This is a genomic window from Actinomadura meyerae, from assembly GCF_900188445.1.
GTDB lineage: Bacteria > Actinomycetota > Actinomycetes > Streptosporangiales > Streptosporangiaceae > Spirillospora > Spirillospora meyerae.
Window position 1 is genome coordinate 1 of sequence record NZ_FZOR01000063.1, and the last position, 17,505, is coordinate 17,505.

A 17,505-nucleotide genomic window follows, 5' to 3' on the forward strand; every position below is an offset into this window, starting at 1 on the left:
CCAAGCAAGATCGCCAAAGACACCATCATCTGGCTAGCTCACCGATAGCGCAGCCAACCACCACGCCCAACGACTTCTGAAACACGGCCTAGCCGACCGCTTTCCGCGCGAAGCGCGGCACCTACAGCACCCCGCACCAAGCCGCAGATCAACACCCCACCCCAACCACCTACAGCAACCAACGTGACAGCAACCGGCAACGCACTTGAACGTGCGCACCCACCTCCGGAAGGCCACCGCAACCGTCCACCACCAGCACCACATAAGCCCCGATAAAAAGAGACCTCAGCCACGCACCCAACAGCAGCCGACACAAAGAAGCGCCCCCGCCCGACCGGACGGAGGCGCTTACCAGAAATACCTGCGGAACCGAGCTAAGTTAGTCGGCGACGAACCGCGATCCCCATCCACCAGCCGTGTACTCCCGCTGCCGCCGCACGACGTAACGGCCCGGCGCGCAGCCGGAGGCGCCGTGTTCGGGATGCAGCAGATACACGGGAGCGGACGCCTCGAAAACGCCGATCGTCAGGAAAAGGGAATCGGACACCCGCGTGGTCCAGCGGCAGGTGCCGGGATCGGCGACAAGCGTATGTGGGTTGCCGCCCGCCTGGCCTCGCAGCAGTTCGACGCCCTCACTCGGGACGTCCTTCCAGTCCACGTTCGGCGGCAACGACACGGAGGCGGAGACTTCGGAGAAGGGGATGACGATCAGGTCGCCCTGGGCCTGGAGCCCGTCGACGACGGGGATGCTCACCGACTGCTCCAGATGGTCGAGCACGGCGAGTCCGGTCTGCTGGGAAAGGGACGCGAGAGTCACGGTCATGAGATCACCTTCAGGTTCGGCGGACGAGGCGTGCGTACTGGTCGGCGGACAGGCCGTAGGTCCAGCCGGCGGCGGCGACCGGATCGGCGATGCCGTCCGGCACGGTCAGCCCGTAGCGGCGGCGGTGCCCGTCGCGCTCGACGGAGCCGTTGACGGCGAGCAGCACCCTGGTCCGATCGCGCAGGTCGTAGAGGCGCAGCTCGGAGCCGGGGTTGCCGGGGTCGGGCGCGACGGCGACGAGCCGCAGCCCGGCCCGGTCGATGTAGTCGCCCCACCCGATGCTCTCGATCGCGCACCGCCGGACCTCGACATTGGCCTCCCGTTCGATGCGCCCGACGTCCGGGGCATCGATCACCCACGACGGCACGCGCGTGCCGTGCCAGGCGTGGACGTCCCACCCGTCGCCGAACCGGAGGGCGGGGCCGTCCGCGCGGTGCAGTCTCACCAGCCCGTCGTCGTCCCAGACCTCGGTGTGCAGTTCGACGGGCCGCTCGGAGACGGTGCACACGTCCTCGCGCGGCCACCACCAGCCGCAGGACCGGACGAGCGTCGCCCACAGGTCGAGCAACCGCTGCTGCTCAGCCGTGAAGACCACACCGGACGTGCGGCGAATGGCGTCGAAGTAGGCGACCCGGGAGAGGCACCAGGCCGCATGCCAGTCGACCCCTCGCTCCCTCACTTCGTGTTCGGACCGGAGCGCCACCCGGAGTGTGCTCCGCACGGAGTTCATGAGCGGTGACCGCACCAGCTGGCCCGCGATCAGCCCCACTTGCGGATGGCCGCGCCCGACCGCCGCTTCGAGCTCCACGGTGAGTTCGCCGAGCAGCCGGCGGAAACGCGGAGGCAGGGGCCAGTCCTGGAAGCGGTCGGGTGCTTCGAGGGCCCGGACGCCGGGCGGGACGGTCTCCACGGCCGCCACAGGCGAAGCCACCCAGTGGAAACGCGGCGGACCGAGGCCGATCAGGCGGTAGAACTCGGAGATGGCCGCTTCGGCGGCCGGACGGTCGGCGGGCTCGGTGGACAGCAGATGCCCGAGCCATTCCGAGCGGACGTTCGCAGCTTCCCGCTGCACGTGGTCGCTCACCGGACGAGGGCGGCGACGCCCCTTTCATCGATCATGTGCCGGATGATCGCAGATCCCGCACCCATCCGTCCACCCTCTTGCGCCGACGGGCGGCGCGGGCGCGGAGGCGGCGCGCCGCCCGCCGCACCGCTCTCCGCCTGATCGCCTGGAGCAACCCGCTCTCCAGGCCGAGCGCCAGCCGGACCTCGTCGGCGACCCGGTACGCGTTGCCCAGCGGCTCGTCCGACAGGAGGCTGTGCAGGTAGGCGAAGGCGAATCCGCGCCCGGGGTCGGCGAACGCGAGACCGTCGACACCGTGCCGGCCGAAGGCGCAGGTGTTCCCCATCGACGCGATGCCGACCTCGTAACCGAGTCCCTTCGGCGTGGGCACCTTCGTCACCCTGTCCTCCGCGACCGTGAGGGCCTCCGAGAGCCGACCCGTAGTGGCGGGACCGACGAGCCGGACCCCGTCGACCTCCCCGATGAGCGCGGCGAACATGCGGGCGACGGCGTCCGCCGTGGCCGCGCTACCGGCCGGGCCCGGCAGCATCCAGCACTCGGGCCGGTTGGCCAGCCCGGCGTTCGCCCGCAGCCACTCCGGGACGACCTCGTGGTAGAGCGAACCGGGCGGGTACAGGGCCGAGGGCTCCATCAGCTCTCCGTCCTCCAGCCGCACCGCCCGGGGCAGGTCGGCGGCGGGGACACCGAAGAACAGGTCATCGGGGACGCCGAGCGGAGCGGCCACCTCCTCCCGCAGCACCTCGGGCAGGGGCCGTCCGGTGACCCGCCGGACGACCTCTCCGAGGATGAAACCGAAGCTCAGGGCATGCCATCCGGTCGCCATGCCGGGGCGCCAGAGCGGCCGCAGATCCGCGATGCGCGCGCACATCCCGTCCCAGTCGGCGAGATCGTCCAGGACGATGCCTGGCGGTGCCTGCGGTACCCCGGCGGTGTGCGCGAGGACGTGTGCGAGCGTGATCCCGGTCTTTCCATGCGCGGCGAACTCCGGCCAGTAGGCGGCGACCGGGACGCCGTAGTCGAGCACCCCGCGATCGGCGAGCACGTGGACGACGGTCGGGATCAGGCCCGCGACAGGGAAGAGGGTCCGCTGGTCGACCGGGCGGCCGGTGGTCGCGTCCGCCATGCCGGCGCACACCCGCACCACGGGCTCGCCGTCGAGGTAGGCGGCGATCTGGACGCCGACCTCCTCACCGGACCCGGTAAGGCGGTCGGCGAGGTCCTGGATGCGCGACTGGGCGTCCAACTCAGGTCCTTTCGGCCCGCAGGCCGCGGCCTAAGGCGGTCTGAGGCGGCGGATATAAGGCGTCGTCCCCATGCGGGGGGTGGGGGCTTAGGACGAACCTTGTACATGTCGGGCCACAAGGGCCCGGCGGAAACGAGGAGCCAGACATGATCCGCCCGGAGTTCGACAAGGTCATCATCAACGACCGCGTACGCGTACTGCGCGCCGAGGCCAAGGACGCCCGCCGCGTCCGGATTGCGAAGGCCCTGAAGCGGTGACGCCCGCCGCCTGTACGCAGCGCACGCCCCCGTCCCCCGAGGACGGGGGCGTACTCGTTTCTTGAGCCGAACCGACCGAGCCGACCAAGCCGACCAAGCCGCCGGAGGAAAAGCGCGGTTCAGCTCCCCGCGTTGGCGGGCGCGAGCGGAGTACGGCCCCGGATCAGGTCGGCGGCACGCTCGGCGATGGCGATCGTCGGCGCGTTGGTGTTGCCCCGCGGAACGGTCGGCATGACGGACGCGTCCACGACGCGCAGGCCCTCCACGCCCCGGACCCGCAGCTCGGGGTCGCAGACGGCGTCGTCGCCGCCCATCGCGCACGTGCTGGTCGGGTGGAACAGCGTCGCGACCTCGCGGCGGACGAACTCGGTGACGGCCTCGTCGGAGTCGGCCTGCTCGCCCGGTGCCCACTCGCCGCCGATCAGCGAGGAGAGCGGCCCGGACGCGGCGATCTCGCGGGCCTGCCGGACGCCCGCGACCAGGATGTCCAGGTCGGCCTTGGCGGCGAGGTAGGCGGGGTCGATCAGCGGCTTGGCGTGCGGGCTGGCCGACCGCAGGGTCAGCGCGCCGCGGCTCTCCACCGCGATCGCGGTGACCATGACCGACAGCAGCCGCTCGGTCACGTCGACGAGCCCCTGGTTCACGAACGGCGTCGGCAGGACGTGGTACTGGAGGTCGGGCGCGGGCAGCCCTTCGACCGTCCGGACGAACCCGCCCGCCTCGGCCACGTTGGACGCGTAGGGGCCGCGCGCCAGCGCCTGGTACAGCGCGAACGAACGCGCGTTGGCCTGCTCCCACAGCACCTTCGTCCGCGGCGTGGCGAACATGACGTTCACGAACGGGTGGTCCTGGAGGCCCTGCCCCACCGGCGAGTCGACCAGGACGTCGATGCCGTGGGAGCGCAGGTGGTCGGCGGGGCCGACGCCCGACAGCATGAGGAGCTGCGGGCTGTTCACCGCGCCGCCGGACAGGATGACCTCCGCGTCCGCGCGGGCCGAGTGCGCCTCGCCGCGCGCCTCGTACCGGACGCCGACGGCACGCCCGTCCTCGATCACCACCCGGGTGGCGAGCGCGTCGGTGACGACGGTGAGGTTCGGCCGGTTCTCGATCGGGTGCAGGTACCCGGCGGCGGTCGACCAGCGCCGCCCCCGCTTGTGGGTGACCTGGTAGAAGCCCACGCCGTCCTGGTCGGCGCCGTTGAAGTCGGGGTTCGCGGCGAGGCCGTACGCCTTGGCCGACTGCACCCAGGCGCGGGTCAGCGGATGCTTGTAGCGCAGGTCCTCGACGCGGAGCGGGCCGCCGACGCCGTGGTAGGGGAGGTCGCCGCGCTGCTGGTCCTCGGCCCGCCGGAAGTACGGGAGCAGGTCCTCGTAGCCCCAGCCGTCGCAGCCGTGCGCGTCCCGCCAGGTGTCGTAGTCGTACCGGGCGCCGCGGATGTAGATCATCGCGTTGGTGGACGAGCTGCCGCCGAGCGTCCGGCCGCGCGGCCAGTACACGCTGCGCCCCGCGGCGTGCTCCTGCGGGACGGTCGCGTAGTCCCAGTCGTAGGGGCCCTTGATGAGCGACGCGACGGCGGCCGGGATGTGGATCTCCGGTGCGTCGTCGGGCGGGCCCGCCTCCAGCAGCAGGACCTTGGCGGAGGGGTCCTCGGTGAGTCGGGCGGCGAGAACGCAGCCCGCGCTCCCCGCTCCCACGATGATGTAGTCGTACACGGCGGCCTCCGGGGTCTTTCCGGAACCCTACCGAACGGGCTTCGGACAACGGCAGGGCTAGGCTGCGGCTATGGCGAACAACCCCGACATGGCGGCGAGCAGGGACGAGGCACCGGCCACGACGAGCGACGCGCCCCCTACGAGCGACGCAACCGGGACGAGCGACGCGGACGGGGCGAGCGGCAAGGACAGGGACAAGCCCGTCGTGCTCTCGCGCATCTATACCCGGACGGGCGACGACGGCACCACCGCGCTCGGCGACGCGTCCCGGACCCGCAAGACCGATCCGCGCCTGGCCGCCTACGCCGACGTCGAGGAGGCCAACGCCGCGATCGGCGCGGCCCTCGCGCTCGGCGCGCTGCCGGACGGCGTCGCGGCGCTGCTGACCCGCGTGCAGAACGACCTGTTCGACGTGGGCGCCGACCTGTGCGCGCCGGTCGTCCCGGACCCGCAGTACCCGCCGCTGCGCGTCGAGCCGTCCTACATCGAGCGGCTGGAGGCGGCCTGCGACGAGTACAACGCCGAGCTTCCGGCGCTGCGCAGCTTCATCCTGCCGGGCGGGACGCCGGGCGCGGCGCTGCTGCACGTCGCGCGGACGGTGACGCGGCGCGCCGAACGCACCACCTGGGCGGCGATCGAGGCGCACGGCAGCGCCGGCGAGGTCGCGTCGGGCGGCGTGAACCCGCTCACCGCTAAGTACCTCAACCGGCTGTCCGACCTGCTGTTCATCCTGTGCCGCGTGGCGAACGCGGGGCACGGCGACGTCCTGTGGAAGCCGGGCGGGGAGCGCTGACGGCGCCCGAACAGGCCGGTGCGGCGCCGGGGGTGGGGCTAACCCCACCACCGGCTCACCGGCTCCCCACCTGGTACCGCCGCCCCGTACCGGACAGGCTGGTCGTGTAAGGGGCACGGCGACAACGGGAGAGACCACGTGAGGACCCTGACGGGCACGGCCGCGCTGGCAGCGGTGGCGGCGGCGACGCTGACCGCCTGCGGCAACGTGAGCTTCGGCAGCGGTCACGAGGACCGCTCCTACTCCGCGCCGGCCGGCGCCACCAAGCTGCGGATCGAGGGGACCAGCGACCGGATCGTGGTGACCGCGTCCGACTCGCCCGGCATCGAGGTCAGCGAGCGGCTGCGCTGGTCCAACGACAAGAACAAGCCGAAGGTCGAGCACGTCACCGAGGGCGGCACGGTGAAGCTCACCGCCAAGTGCGGCGGGCAGGCGATCGGCATCGGAATGTCGTCGTGCGGCGTCTCCTACCGCGTCCGGGTGCCGCGCTCGCTGCCGGTCGAGGTCGAGAGCCGGGACGGCCGGATCGACGCGTCCGGGCTCAGCGGGACGGTGCGGCTGCACAGCGAGAACGGCTCGATCAGGGCGACGGACCTGAACGCGTCCAGCGTGTCCCTCGTCTCGCAGGACGGGTCGGTGCGCATCTCCGGCCGCGTCACCACCGCCGACATCCGCAGCCAGAACGGGTCGGTGAACGCGAACGGGTTGACCGCCGGGACGCTGAAGGTCCGCTCCGCCGACGGCAGCATCCGGCTCAGCGGGACCGCCACCGTCGCCGACCTCAGGAGTGAGAACGGCGGCGTCCACGCGACCGGGCTGACCACCGACCGGCTCACCGCCCGCAGCAGCGACGGCGGCATCGATCTGCGGCTCGCCGCGCCGCCCAAGGCCGTCGACGCCGAAGCCGAGAGCGGCTCCATCAAGCTCTGCCTGCCGCCCGGCGACGAGGGTTATGCCATCACCGCGCACTCCGTCGACGGCGGCAAGGACATCGACCCGGGCATCCACGAGGACTCCCGGTCCGACCGCAAGATCAAGCTGTCCACCCGCGACGGCGGCATCCTCGTAGCGCCCTACTGAGCCCCGCCGCGGAGACCCCGCCGCGGAGACCTCGCCGCGGAGACCCCGTCGCTCAGAGCCCGGACCCGTCACTCGGCCCGGCCGCCCGCACCCGCTAGCGAACCTGGTACGGCCCCTGCCAGACCGGCTCGCGGACGGACGGGCGGACCCGCAGGGCCAGGCGGGCACCGCCGTTGACCGCGACCGTCGTCCGGGCGAGATGCTGCAGGACGTGCGCGACACCGTCGGTGTTGGAGTCGAGGAACTTGAGGTTCACGTTCTTCAGCCGATCGCAGCGGGCGTGGTAGCAGGGGTCGTACGCCTTGCCCGCCCGGCCGCCGAACATCTTCGCCTCGGCGGCGGTCTTGATGCCCTCGGCGCCGGTCGCGATGCCGCCGGCCGGGATGCCCCGGTCGATGAAGGGGCCGTAGTCGGAGCGCCCGTCGAACGCGCTCTCGGTGGTCGGCAGCCGGCGACTCTTGAAGTAGTCGCGGAACATCTTCTCGATCGCCCCGGACCCGGCGGGCGGCCGCGTCCCGGCGCCGGTGGAGCCGTCCCCGTCGTACAGGGCGCGGACGCCGTTGCGCGAGCCGAGCATGTCGAAGTTGAGGTTCAGCGCGATCTTCTCCCGCTCGGACGCCCGCAGCGACTTCACGTAGTGCTCGGACCCCCGCAGGCCCTCCTCCTCGGCGCCCCACCAGGCGAACCGCACCCGGTTGCGCAGCCCCTTCGCGCCGAGCTCCTTGATCTCCTCCGCGATGGCGAGGAGCGCGGCGGCTCCGCTGCCGTTGTCGTTGATGCCCGCGCCGTCCGGAACGCTGTCGAGATGCGCCCCGGCGACGACCACGTTGTCGGGGTCCCCGTGCTCGGTGTCGGCGATGACGTTGGACGACGACCGCTTCCCGTGCACCGTGTCGGTCTTCACCCGGAGCCGCAGACCGGCCCTCGCCTCCCGCGCACTCTTCTTCCCACCCTTAGGGCCCTTCGCTCCCTTGGCGCTCTTCTTCCCATGCCGCGCACCTTCGGCGGCCTTGGCGAGCGAGGCGCCCAGCTCGTGCGTGACGCCGATGACCGGGATCGCGACGGGCTTGGACACCGTCCCGTTCACCGGCCCCTTCTCCCCCGGCTTGTTCGCCACGACTAGGGCGGACGCGCCCGCCGCGCGCGCCCGCGCCGCCTTCACCGCGAACGTGCACGTGCCGCGCTGGACGATCGCGATCGTCCCCTTCGCGAACCCCCTGAAGTCGCTCTTCTCGCAGCCGCTCGTGCCCTCGCCCTTGGCCGGGTAGTCAACGGCGGCCGCGGCCGCGGTCACGTCGCCCGCCCCCGAGTAGACGAACGTCAGGAAGTCCTTCTCCCGCTCGTAGGACTTCCTGGACGGCGCCGTCCGCGCGAACGCCGACCGGGACTTTTCCTCCCAGTACGGGTAGCTGAACTTCTGCACCTTCGCGGTGAGACCGGCCTTCCGGAGGCGTCCGACCACGTACTTCACCGACACCCCGTAGCCGGGGGTGCCCGCCGCGCGGTTGCCGCCGTTGTAGTCGGCGATCTCCTGGAACGCGGCGAGGTGCTCCCGGACGGCCTTCAGCGTCACCAGCTTCGCGAGGTCGGGCCGGGCCGGTGCGGCGCCCGCCGCCGGAAGGGCCAGCGGCAGGAACAGCGCGGGCAGTGCCACGGCGGTGCCGGTGAGGAGGTTGCGGCCGGTGATCAGCTTGCGCACGTGCACTCCAGCGGACGGGATCCCCCGTGAACGGGGACCGAGCGGACCAGCAGCGATCCTCGCCGCGCGCCCCTGCCGCCTCAAGCGGCACCGCCAACGCCAGAACGATTCGATACCGGAGCCTTACCGGCCCATGCCGCGCCGCGGGCTCATACATACCCGCAGGGGTCACTCGGGCGGGCGCAGATCCACCGGAAGGCCGGGCGGGGCCGCCTCCAGCCAGGACAGGAAGCCGGTCAGGGCCTCCGCGCCCATCGCCAGCTCGACGGTGAGGTCCCCGTCCCGCACCTCGATGACGCTCACGTCCGGGAGCAGGCTCTCGGCCTCCTCCGGGCCGGGCCGGCGCCGGTTGGCTACGACGAGGCCCCGGCGGTGGATCACCTGCCGGGGCCGTCTGCGGAAACCGAACACGCGGTGCCAGTGGAGCTCATCGCCCTTGTACCGGCCGATGCCGAGCCGCCACACCCCCGGAGCTCCGCCCTCCCGGGACAGTTCACGCAGGCTGCACTCCACGGTGCCGCCGCCGCGCGTGAACAGCCAGCGCCGCACCGCCATGGAGACGAACAGCAGGGCAGCCACGAGGACGAGCACGGTGAGCGCACCGCCCACCTCCAGTGCCACCTGCTCGCCCAAGTCCCCCGCCGTCCGTCGAACTCCGGACCCCGATGCCGGCCGTCAAGCCCCGGCATCGAGCCTTGAAGTCAGGCCATGATGCCAGACGCCGCTGCCGGACCTTGATGCCAGGGCCCCGGAGGTCAGGGCCCCGAAACCGGGCCCGCAACGAGGCCCGATGCCGGGGCCCCGAAGCCGGGGCCCCGATGTCAGACTCTGACGCCCGCGGCCGATGTCAGGCTTCGATGCCCGCCGCGCGCAGCCGCGCCCGGGCGCGCCGCTCCGGCGTCGCGTCCTCGGCCGCCTGCTCGAGCGCCGCGTCCAGCGCCCGCCGGGCCTCGTCGACGTCGATCTCGCCGCCCAGCTCGGCCTGCTCCGCCAGCACCGACACCTCGTCGGCCGCGACCGAGAAGAAGCCGCTGCCGACCGCCGCCGTGATCGGCTCGCCGCCGTCCGCCGGCTCGATCTTCACCACGCTGCCGTCCAGCAGGACGCCCAGCACCGGGGCGTGGCCCGGCAGGATGCCGAGCGACCCCTCGATGGTCTGGGCGACCACCATCTTGGCCTCGCCGGACCAGATCTCGCGCTCCGGCGAGACCAGCCCGACCCGTAGGGTTGCCACGTTCGTTCCCTCCGAATACTGGAGCGGTACCGGCGGGGCGCCCCCGGGCACGCGGCCCGGGGACGGCCCCGCCGGTGCGGACTACTTCTCCAGCTCCTTGGCCTTCTTCTCGACGTCCTCGATGCCACCGCACATGAAGAACGCCTGCTCGGGCAGGTGGTCGTACTTGCCCTCGGCCAGCGCCTTGAACGAGGCGACCGTCTCGTCCTTGGAGACCGTCACACCGGGCTGCCCGGTGAACTGCTCGGCCACGTACATCGGGTGCGACAGGAAGCGCTCGATGCGCCGCGCCCGCTGGACGGTGACCTTGTCCTCCTCGGACAGCTCGTCGATACCGAGGATCGCGATGATGTCCTGCAGCTCCTTGTACTTCTGCAGGATCCGCACGACCTCCTGGGCGACCTCGTAGTGCTCGTTCCCCAGGATCTGCGGGTCCATGATCCGCGAGGTGGAGTCGAGCGGGTCGACCGCCGGGAAGATGCCCTTCTCGGAGATGCTCCGGGAGAGCGTCGTGGTGGCGTCCAGGTGCGCGAACGTGGTGTGCGGCGCCGGGTCGGTGATGTCGTCGGCGGGCACGTAGATCGCCTGCATCGAGGTGATCGAGTGACCGCGCGTCGAGGTGATCCGCTCCTGGAGCACGCCCATCTCGTCGGCCAGCGTCGGCTGGTACCCCACCGCGGACGGCATGCGCCCGAGCAGCGTGGAGACCTCCGAACCGGCCTGGGTGAACCGGAAGATGTTGTCGATGAACAGCAGCACGTCCTGGCCCTGGACGTCGCGGAAGTACTCCGCCATCGTCAGCGCGGACAGCGCGACGCGCAGCCGGGTGCCCGGCGGCTCGTCCATCTGGCCGAACACCAGGGCGGTGTCCTTGAGGACGTCCGCCTCGTCCATCTCCACCCAGAGGTCGTTGCCCTCACGGGTGCGCTCGCCGACGCCGGCGAACACCGAGGTGCCGCCGAAGTTGCGGGCGACGCGGCGGATCATCTCCTGGATGAGGACGGTCTTGCCCACGCCCGCGCCGCCGAACAGCCCGATCTTCCCGCCCTTGACGTACGGGGCGAGCAGGTCGATGACCTTGATGCCGGTCTCCAGCATCTCGGTCTTGGACTCCAGCTGGTCGAACGCCGGCGCCTTGCGGTGGATGCCCCAGCGCTCGTTGATCTCCAGCGACGCGGTCGGGGCGTCCAGCGCCTCGCCGAGGGCGTTCCACACGTGGCCCTTGGTGATGTCGCCGACGGGGACGGCGATGGACTCGCCGCTGTCGGTCACCGGGGCGCCGCGGACCAGGCCGTCCGTCGGCTGCATGGAGATCGCCCGGACCATGTTGTCGCCCAGGTGCTGGGCGACCTCGAAGGTCAGGGTCTTCTCCTCGCCGCCGAGCGTGACCTGCACGTTCAGGGCGTTGTAGATGTCCGGGAGGGCGTCGGCGGGGAACTCCACGTCGACGACCGGGCCGATGACGCGCGCGACGCGCCCGGTCGCGGTCGCCGTCTCTACCTGTGCAGTCATTATCACTCCCCGCCAGACTCGGCGAGCGCGTCAGCGCCACCGACGATCTCGCTGATTTCCTGGGTGATCGCGGCCTGCCGCGCCTGGTTCATCTGGCGCGTGTAGACCCCGAGCAGTTCGTTGGCATTGTCGGTCGCCGACTTCATCGCCCGCCGGACCGACGCCTGGAACGACGCCGCCGACTGCAGCAGCATGTGGAAGATGCGGCTCTCGATGTAGTTGGGCAGGAGCAGGTCGAGCGCGGCCTGCGCGGACGGCTCGAACTCGTACGCCGGCGGGACCTTGGCGGACTCGCTCTCCTCGATCTCCAGCGGCACCAGCCGCTTGACCTGGACGGACTGGGTCAGCATCGAGACGAACTCGGTGTAGACCACGTGGATCTCGCCCACGCCGCCCTCGGCGTCGGTCTTGAGGAAGTCCCGGGTGAGCCGGCGGCCGATCTCCTCCGCGTTCGCGAAGGCCGGGCGGTCGCTGAACCCGTGCCAGGTCTGCGCGACCTCCCGGTCCCGGAACCGGTACCAGGTGATGCCCTTGTTGCCCACCACGTACGGGACCGGCTCGCGGCCCTCGTCGCGCAGCGCGCGGATCAGGGACTCGGCCTCGCGGATCACGTTGGCGTTGTAGGCGCCGCAGAACCCGCGGTCACTGGTGATGACCAGGACGGCGCTGCGGGTGTCGGCCGGCTGCTCCTGCAGGAGCGGGTGGTCGATCCCCACATGGTGGCTCACCAGCGCGGTCAGGGCCTGCGTGATCTGGTCGGCGTACGGCTTGGACGCCGCCACCGCCTGCTGGGCCTTGACGATCCGCGACGTGGCGATCATCTCCTGGGCACGCGTGATCTTGGCGGTCGACTTGACCGTCTTGATCTGCTGCCGGAGTTGGCGAAGCTGTGCGGCCATCGGCGTCAGTCCTTCTTGACGCGGGTGATGGTCTCCTGCTCGACGTCCTCGGCCTCGATCGGTTCGACGGGCTCCTCGGCCAGCAGTTCGCCCTCGCTGGTCTGGAAGCCCTTCTTGAACTCCGTGATGGCGTTCTTGAGGCTGGTGAGGCCGTCGTCGGAGAGCTGCCCCGTCTCGCGGATGGCGGTCAGCAGGCCGCCCTCCTCGCGCTGGATGTACTCGAGGAACTCGCGCTCGAAGCGGCGGATGTCGGCGACCGGGACGTCGTCCAGCTCGCCGGAGGTGCCCGCCCACACGGACACGACCTCCTGCTCGGCAGGGAACGGCGCGCCCTGCGGCTGCTTCAGCAGCTCGACCAGGCGGGCGCCGCGCTCCAGCTGGGCGCGGGACGCGGCGTCCAGGTCGGACGCGAAGGCGGCGAACGCCTCCAGGTCGCGGAACTGCGACAGCGCCAGGCGCAGCGTGCCGGCGACCTTGCGCATCGCCTTGATCTGCGCGGAGCCGCCGACCCGGGAGACCGAGATACCGACGTTGATCGCCGGCCGGACGCCCTGGTTGAACAGGTCCGTCTCCAGGAAGCACTGCCCGTCGGTGATCGAGATGACGTTCGTCGGGATGTAGGCCGACACGTCGTTGCCCTTGGTCTCGATGATCGGCAGGCCGGTCATCGAGCCGCCGCCCATGTCGTCCGACAGCTTCGCGCAGCGCTCCAGCAGGCGGGAGTGCAGGTAGAAGACGTCGCCGGGGTAGGCCTCGCGGCCCGGCGGGCGGCGCAGCAGCAGCGACACCGCGCGGTACGCCTCGGCCTGCTTCGACAGGTCGTCGAACACGATCAGGACGTGCTTGCCCTGGTACATCCAGTGCTGCCCGATCGCGGACCCGGTGTAGGGGGCGATGTACTTGAAGCCCGCCGGGTCGGACGCGGGAGCCGCCACGATCGTGGTGTACTCCAGCGCGCCGGCCTCCTCCAGGGAGCGGCGGACGTTCGCGATCGTGGAGCCCTTCTGGCCGACCGCGACGTAGATGCAGCGCACCTGCTTGCTCGGGTCGCCGGACTCCCAGGCGTCCTTCTGGTTGATGATGGTGTCCACGCAGACCGTGGTCTTGCCGGTCTGCCGGTCACCGATGATCAGCTGCCGCTGGCCCCGGCCGATCGGCGTCATCGCGTCGATGGCCTTGATGCCGGTCTGCAGCGGCTCCTTCACCGACTGGCGCTGCACGACCGTGGGGGCCTGCAGCTCCAGCGCACGGCGCTCGGTCGACTCGACCGGGCCGAGGCCGTCCAGCGGGTTGCCCAGCGCGTCGACGACGCGGCCGAGGAAGGCGTCGCCGACCGGCGCCGACAGGACCTCGCCCGTCCGCCGGACCTTCTGGCCCTCCTCGATTCCGCTGAAGTCGCCCAGGACAACGGCGCCGATCTCGCGCACGTCCAGGTTCAGAGCCAGGCCACGGGTACCGTCCTCGAACTCCAGGAGTTCGTTCGCCATCGCGGAGGGCAGGCCCTCGACGTGGGCGATACCGTCGCCGGAATCGACGACGGTGCCGACCTCTTCGCGCGCGGCGGCCTCGGGCTCGTACGACTGGACGAAGCGCTCCAGCGCGTTCCGGATCTCGTCCGGACGGATCGTCAGCTCCGCCATGATTCCTCTCTTGCTCCCTCAAGGGTCAGCTCTACCGGCACTCGGCATTCGAGCCGGTCCTACCGGCACTGGCAGTGGAGCCGGCTTACCGGCCTCAGCCCGCGCCGAGCCGCCGGCGGACGTCGTCCAGCCGTCCGGCGATCGTGCCGTCGATGATCTCGTCCCCGATCTCGATCGACAGTCCGCCGATCGCGCTCGGGTCGAGTTCGATGTTCAGGTGTACTTCGTGTCCGTACGCGGCGGCGAGCACCGCGGCCAGCCGGGACCGCTGCCGCGCCGACAGGTCGGTCGGCGTGCGCACCAGCGCGACCAGCCGCTGCCGGCGCTGGGCGACGAGCTTGCCGAACTCGGCGAGCCCGCCTTCCAGGCTACGTCCTCGCGGACGCAGCACGAGCTCGGTGACCAGCGTCAGCGTGGCCGGAGTGACCTTGCCCTCCAGCAGCGCGTTGACCAGTCCGAGCTTGCGGTCGTCCGGCAGTCCGGGCCCGGTGAGGGCGGAGCGCAGCTCCACCTCCCCCTCGACGACGCGGGAGAACCGGAACAGCTCGTCCTCCAGGTCGTCGATCTGCCCGTCGGCCTCGGCGCGGGCGGCCTCGGCGGTGACCGCGAGGGTCTCCACCGCGTCCGCCAGCTCCGACGGCTTGGACCAGCGCAGCTGGACGACGTCGGCGACCAGCCCGAGAGCGGCCGGCGACACCTTGCCCTCCAGCAGGATCTGGACGAGCTGCGCCTTGTCGGCACCGTCCCGCGCCGGGTCGGAAACCGCCCGGCGCAGGCCGTGCTCGCGGTCGATCAGGTGCAGCACCGCGAACAGGTCGGCGCCCAGCGCGGCCAGGTCGGCGGAGGGGATGACGGCCTCCAGCCGGGTCCTGGCCTGGGCGAGCGACGCCCTGCTCACCGCTCCCGTGATGGTCATGATGTGATCTGCTCCTGCGTGCTGGCGCGGCTCTCCAGCTCCTCGAGGAACCGGTCGACGACCCGGCTCTGCCGCGCGCTGTCCTCGAGGGACTCGCCCACGACGCGCCCGGCGAGCTCGACCGACATGGCGCCGATCTCGGCGCGCAGCGACTGCAGCGCCTGCTGCCGCTCGGCCTCGATCTGCTTCTTGGCGTCCTCGACGATCTTGCGGGCCTCCGCCTGGGCCTTCTCCTTGGCCTCGGCGATGATCTGCGCGCCCTGCTCCTCGGCCTTGCGCCGCTCGTTGGACGCCTCGACCGCGGCCGCCTTCTGCTGGGACTTGTACTGATCGAGGACCTGCTGGGCCTCTTTCTGCGCCTGCTCGGCCCGCTCCAGGCCGCCCTCGATCGCCTGGGTCCGCTCCTCCAGCGTCTTCTGCAGACGCGGGACCAGGATGCGGCCCAGGACGATCATGACGACCAGGAACGAGAAGATGCCGACGACCAGCTCGTACGGGTGCGGGACGAGAGGGTTGTTCTCCTCCGCCGCTAGGACGGAAGCTGCTGTGATCATGTCTGCAGCCCTTCCTCAGTTGGAACCCGTGGTCAGATGCCCTGGAAGATGAAGGGCGCGACCAGACCGATGAGGGCCAGCGCCTCGGTGAGGACGAAGCCCAGCAGCATGTTGGTGCGGATGACGCCGGTCAGCTCCGGCTGGCGGGCGATGGCGTTCACGCCCTGACCGAAGATGATGCCGATGCCGATGCCCGGGCCGATGGCCGCGAGGCCGTAGCCGATCGAGGTGACGTTGCCTTCGACTGCGGCGAGGACGGCTCCCGTCATGGGTTCATTCCTTTTCTGTCGGCCGGCGGACGCTCCGCCGGTCTGGGCTAACGAGGTTGTCTGCGCCGGCCCCGGCACCGGGGCCGGACCGGAGGGGCTTAGTGGTCCGCTTCGAGGCCGCTCTGGATGTACATCGCGGCGAGCATCGCGAACAGGAACGCCTGCAGGAACTGGATCAGCAGCTCCAGCGCCGTCAGCAGGATCGTGACGATCACGCCGACGATGCCGACGCCGAACCCGAGCGCGGTGGGCTTCTCGAAGATGAACCAGAAGCCGACCAGGCTGAAGAACGCCAGGATCGTGTGCCCGGCGAACATGTTGGCGAAGAGCCGGACCGCGTGGGTGAACGGCGCGAGGATGAACGTCGAGAGGTACTCGATCGGCACCAGCAGGAAGTAGACCGGCAGCGGCAGGCCCTTGGGGATCATGTTGGTGAAGTACTTCACCGGACCCTGGTGCTTGAAGCCGAGGTAGACCTTGACGATGTAGACGAACACCGCGAGGACGATCGGGAACGCGATGTGCGACGCGACCGGGAACTGGATGATCGGGACGACCGCGAAGATGTTCCAGAACCAGATCAGGAAGAACAGCGACATCAGCATCGGCATCCACCGGTCGGTGTTCTTGCCGAGGAACGGGCGGGCGATCTCGTCCCGCACGAACATGTAGCCGATCTCACCGATGTTCTGCAGGCCGCGCGGCACGAGCTTCGGCTTGGCGAACGCCATCCAGAAGAGGACGCAGACCAGCAGGGCACCGACGACCGAGAAGACGACGGGCTTGGTCAGCCACTCCGGGCCGCCGGCGAACAGGGGCGGGAAGTCGAACAGCTCCGGGCCCGGGGCTTTGAACTCTTCTCCCCCGGTGGCGAGGACCGTCAGCGCGTTCACGCGGCGTTCCCTTCATCAATGTGGTGATGTTTCACGAAGGCTTCCTCGGCGGCTTCCTCGGCGGGGCCGCTCAGGAGGAGTGGCTGCCGTACTTCAGGTAGACCAGGTAGATGGCGAGCCCGGCACCGATGATCAGGCCGATGGGGATCAGCCAGGTCTGGTGCGTCCATGCGGACAGCAGCCACCCGATGCCGCCCCAGATGATCATCCCGGAGAGAAGGTAGCTGGGCACGGACCAGGCGACGTCGGCGAATTCCCGCTGGCCGTCCTCCGGCCGGGGCTTCTGCTCGCTCATCGCGCTCCGGACGATAGCAGGCCACCCATGCGGTGGTCATATTGGAGTAGTCCCTCGGGCCCGGTACCGTCCGCGAGTCGCGCATCACGGGCTCCGGTCGAGGACGCTGTCGGGTTCGTCAATGTAGGGCCTCCGCTGCAGCACGACCCGGAACTCGGCGGCGATCCAGAGCAGCGCGAGCCCGATGACCGTCCAGCCGAACACCTTGGTGTTCCAGATCGAGACGCCGTCCATCGTCGTGACCAGCACCATCACCGCGAGGATCTTCACCATGTAGCTGGCCAGCGCGGCCAGCATCATCGTCTGCGCGGAGTACCGGGCGGCCCAGGAGACCACCAGTGCGCTGATCGAGAAGAAGGCGATCACCACGACGGAGGCCAGTGCCGCCGCGAGGGCGCCCTTGGCGCCGGCGGCCAGCAGGCCGATCACCACGGCGGCCACCCCGGCGACCGAGGTCGGGATCGCTGCGCCGCGGAGCATCCGAGCGTCGGAGGTTTGCATGAGGGCTCCGGCTGGTCACGGTCAGTGGTCGTTTCTTGTTCGTGAAAGGTATCACAAGCGTCCGGATTGTCCACAATTACCCTAGAGGTAATGCGTTTGCG

The 17,505-nt window shown here is 70.7% G+C and carries 18 protein-coding genes; 2 read left to right on the forward strand and 16 right to left on the reverse strand.

The window, feature by feature from the left end:
• Positions 1-379 precede the first annotated feature (379 nt).
• The 4 genes from CHF16_RS36970 to CHF16_RS36985 form a co-directional block, all read right to left on the reverse strand.
• Positions 380-823: a hypothetical protein gene (locus CHF16_RS36970; protein WP_089330850.1), complete on the reverse strand. Its 444-nt coding sequence runs from the start codon at positions 821-823 to the stop codon at positions 380-382.
• A gap of 10 nt (positions 824-833) precedes the next feature.
• Positions 834-1,907 carry a DUF6745 domain-containing protein gene (locus CHF16_RS36975; protein ID WP_089330851.1) on the reverse strand — a complete coding sequence of 358 codons (1,074 nt, stop codon included), beginning with the start codon at positions 1,905-1,907 and terminating at the stop codon, positions 834-836.
• Positions 1,908-1,938: 31 nt separating this feature from the next.
• The gene (locus tag CHF16_RS36980; protein ID WP_089330852.1) at positions 1,939-3,150 is read right to left on the reverse strand and encodes a serine hydrolase domain-containing protein; all 1,212 of its coding nucleotides are present in this window, start codon (positions 3,148-3,150) and stop codon (positions 1,939-1,941) included.
• Positions 3,151-3,526: 376 nt separating this feature from the next.
• Complete coding sequence (locus CHF16_RS36985) at positions 3,527-5,119, reverse strand: GMC family oxidoreductase (protein WP_089330853.1); 1,593 nt, start codon at positions 5,117-5,119, stop codon at positions 3,527-3,529.
• 70 nt (positions 5,120-5,189) lie between these two features.
• Here CHF16_RS36985 and CHF16_RS36990 point away from each other — a divergent pair, with 70 nt between their 5' ends.
• Together CHF16_RS36990 and CHF16_RS36995 are read left to right on the forward strand one after the other, a co-directional pair.
• Complete coding sequence (locus CHF16_RS36990; protein ID WP_245869763.1) at positions 5,190-5,912, forward strand: cob(I)yrinic acid a,c-diamide adenosyltransferase; 723 nt, start codon at positions 5,190-5,192, stop codon at positions 5,910-5,912.
• Positions 5,913-6,050: 138 nt separating this feature from the next.
• Positions 6,051-6,992: a DUF4097 family beta strand repeat-containing protein gene (locus CHF16_RS36995; protein WP_089330854.1), complete on the forward strand. Its 942-nt coding sequence runs from the start codon at positions 6,051-6,053 to the stop codon at positions 6,990-6,992.
• 94 nt (positions 6,993-7,086) lie between these two features.
• On the opposite strand, the gene CHF16_RS37000 is transcribed toward CHF16_RS36995, so the two are convergent.
• The 12 genes from CHF16_RS37000 to CHF16_RS37055 form a co-directional block, all read right to left on the reverse strand.
• Positions 7,087-8,691, reverse strand: coding sequence for a M28 family peptidase (locus CHF16_RS37000; protein WP_245869764.1), 1,605 nt, complete (start codon positions 8,689-8,691; stop codon positions 7,087-7,089).
• A gap of 168 nt (positions 8,692-8,859) precedes the next feature.
• Complete coding sequence (locus CHF16_RS37005) at positions 8,860-9,324, reverse strand: DUF2550 domain-containing protein (protein ID WP_089330855.1); 465 nt, start codon at positions 9,322-9,324, stop codon at positions 8,860-8,862.
• 214 nt (positions 9,325-9,538) lie between these two features.
• The gene (locus CHF16_RS37010; protein ID WP_089330856.1) at positions 9,539-9,925 is read right to left on the reverse strand and encodes a F0F1 ATP synthase subunit epsilon; all 387 of its coding nucleotides are present in this window, start codon (positions 9,923-9,925) and stop codon (positions 9,539-9,541) included.
• Between the two features lie 81 nt (positions 9,926-10,006).
• Positions 10,007-11,437: a F0F1 ATP synthase subunit beta gene (gene atpD, locus CHF16_RS37015; protein ID WP_089330857.1), complete on the reverse strand. Its 1,431-nt coding sequence runs from the start codon at positions 11,435-11,437 to the stop codon at positions 10,007-10,009.
• A 2-nt stretch (positions 11,438-11,439) separates the two neighbouring features.
• The gene (locus CHF16_RS37020) at positions 11,440-12,336 is read right to left on the reverse strand and encodes a F0F1 ATP synthase subunit gamma (protein WP_089330858.1); all 897 of its coding nucleotides are present in this window, start codon (positions 12,334-12,336) and stop codon (positions 11,440-11,442) included.
• 5 nt (positions 12,337-12,341) lie between these two features.
• The gene (gene atpA / locus CHF16_RS37025; protein ID WP_089330859.1) at positions 12,342-13,976 is read right to left on the reverse strand and encodes a F0F1 ATP synthase subunit alpha; all 1,635 of its coding nucleotides are present in this window, start codon (positions 13,974-13,976) and stop codon (positions 12,342-12,344) included.
• A 94-nt stretch (positions 13,977-14,070) separates the two neighbouring features.
• Complete coding sequence (locus CHF16_RS37030) at positions 14,071-14,892, reverse strand: F0F1 ATP synthase subunit delta (protein ID WP_089330860.1); 822 nt, start codon at positions 14,890-14,892, stop codon at positions 14,071-14,073.
• Positions 14,889-15,446 (reverse strand): F0F1 ATP synthase subunit B, encoded by a 558-nt coding sequence (locus CHF16_RS37035; RefSeq protein ID WP_179271886.1) that lies wholly within the window; start codon positions 15,444-15,446, stop codon positions 14,889-14,891. The genes CHF16_RS37030 and CHF16_RS37035 overlap by 4 nt, the downstream gene beginning before the upstream one ends.
• Before the next feature lie 32 nt (positions 15,447-15,478).
• Positions 15,479-15,715 carry an ATP synthase F0 subunit C gene (gene atpE / locus CHF16_RS37040; protein WP_089330861.1) on the reverse strand — a complete coding sequence of 79 codons (237 nt, stop codon included), beginning with the start codon at positions 15,713-15,715 and terminating at the stop codon, positions 15,479-15,481.
• 98 nt (positions 15,716-15,813) lie between these two features.
• Positions 15,814-16,608, reverse strand: a complete 795-nt coding sequence (gene atpB, locus CHF16_RS37045) for a F0F1 ATP synthase subunit A (RefSeq protein ID WP_089330862.1) — start codon at positions 16,606-16,608, stop codon at positions 15,814-15,816.
• Between the two features lie 70 nt (positions 16,609-16,678).
• Complete coding sequence (locus tag CHF16_RS37050) at positions 16,679-16,903, reverse strand: AtpZ/AtpI family protein (protein ID WP_089330863.1); 225 nt, start codon at positions 16,901-16,903, stop codon at positions 16,679-16,681.
• Positions 16,904-16,987: 84 nt separating this feature from the next.
• A complete protein-coding gene (locus CHF16_RS37055) occupies positions 16,988-17,404 on the reverse strand; it encodes a Cg1360 family ATP-synthase-associated protein (RefSeq protein WP_143228278.1) in 417 nt (138 codons plus the stop codon).
• Positions 17,405-17,505: the final 101 nt, after the last annotated feature.

Coding starts and splice junctions, on each gene's coding strand:
- CHF16_RS36970 (WP_089330850.1), bottom strand. CDS start 823: ATGACCGTGACTCTCGCGTCCCTTTCCCAGCAGACCGGACTCGCCGTG.
- CHF16_RS36990 (WP_245869763.1), top strand. CDS start 5,190: ATGGCGAACAACCCCGACATGGCGGCGAGCAGGGACGAGGCACCGGCC.
- atpD (WP_089330857.1), bottom strand. CDS start 11,437: ATGACTGCACAGGTAGAGACGGCGACCGCGACCGGGCGCGTCGCGCGC.
- CHF16_RS37020 (WP_089330858.1), bottom strand. CDS start 12,336: ATGGCCGCACAGCTTCGCCAACTCCGGCAGCAGATCAAGACGGTCAAG.
- atpA (WP_089330859.1), bottom strand. CDS start 13,976: ATGGCGGAGCTGACGATCCGTCCGGACGAGATCCGGAACGCGCTGGAG.
- CHF16_RS37030 (WP_089330860.1), bottom strand. CDS start 14,892: ATGACCATCACGGGAGCGGTGAGCAGGGCGTCGCTCGCCCAGGCCAGG.
- CHF16_RS37035 (WP_179271886.1), bottom strand. CDS start 15,446: ATGATCACAGCAGCTTCCGTCCTAGCGGCGGAGGAGAACAACCCTCTC.
- atpE (WP_089330861.1), bottom strand. CDS start 15,715: ATGACGGGAGCCGTCCTCGCCGCAGTCGAAGGCAACGTCACCTCGATC.
- CHF16_RS37050 (WP_089330863.1), bottom strand. CDS start 16,903: ATGAGCGAGCAGAAGCCCCGGCCGGAGGACGGCCAGCGGGAATTCGCC.
- CHF16_RS37055 (WP_143228278.1), bottom strand. CDS start 17,404: ATGCAAACCTCCGACGCTCGGATGCTCCGCGGCGCAGCGATCCCGACC.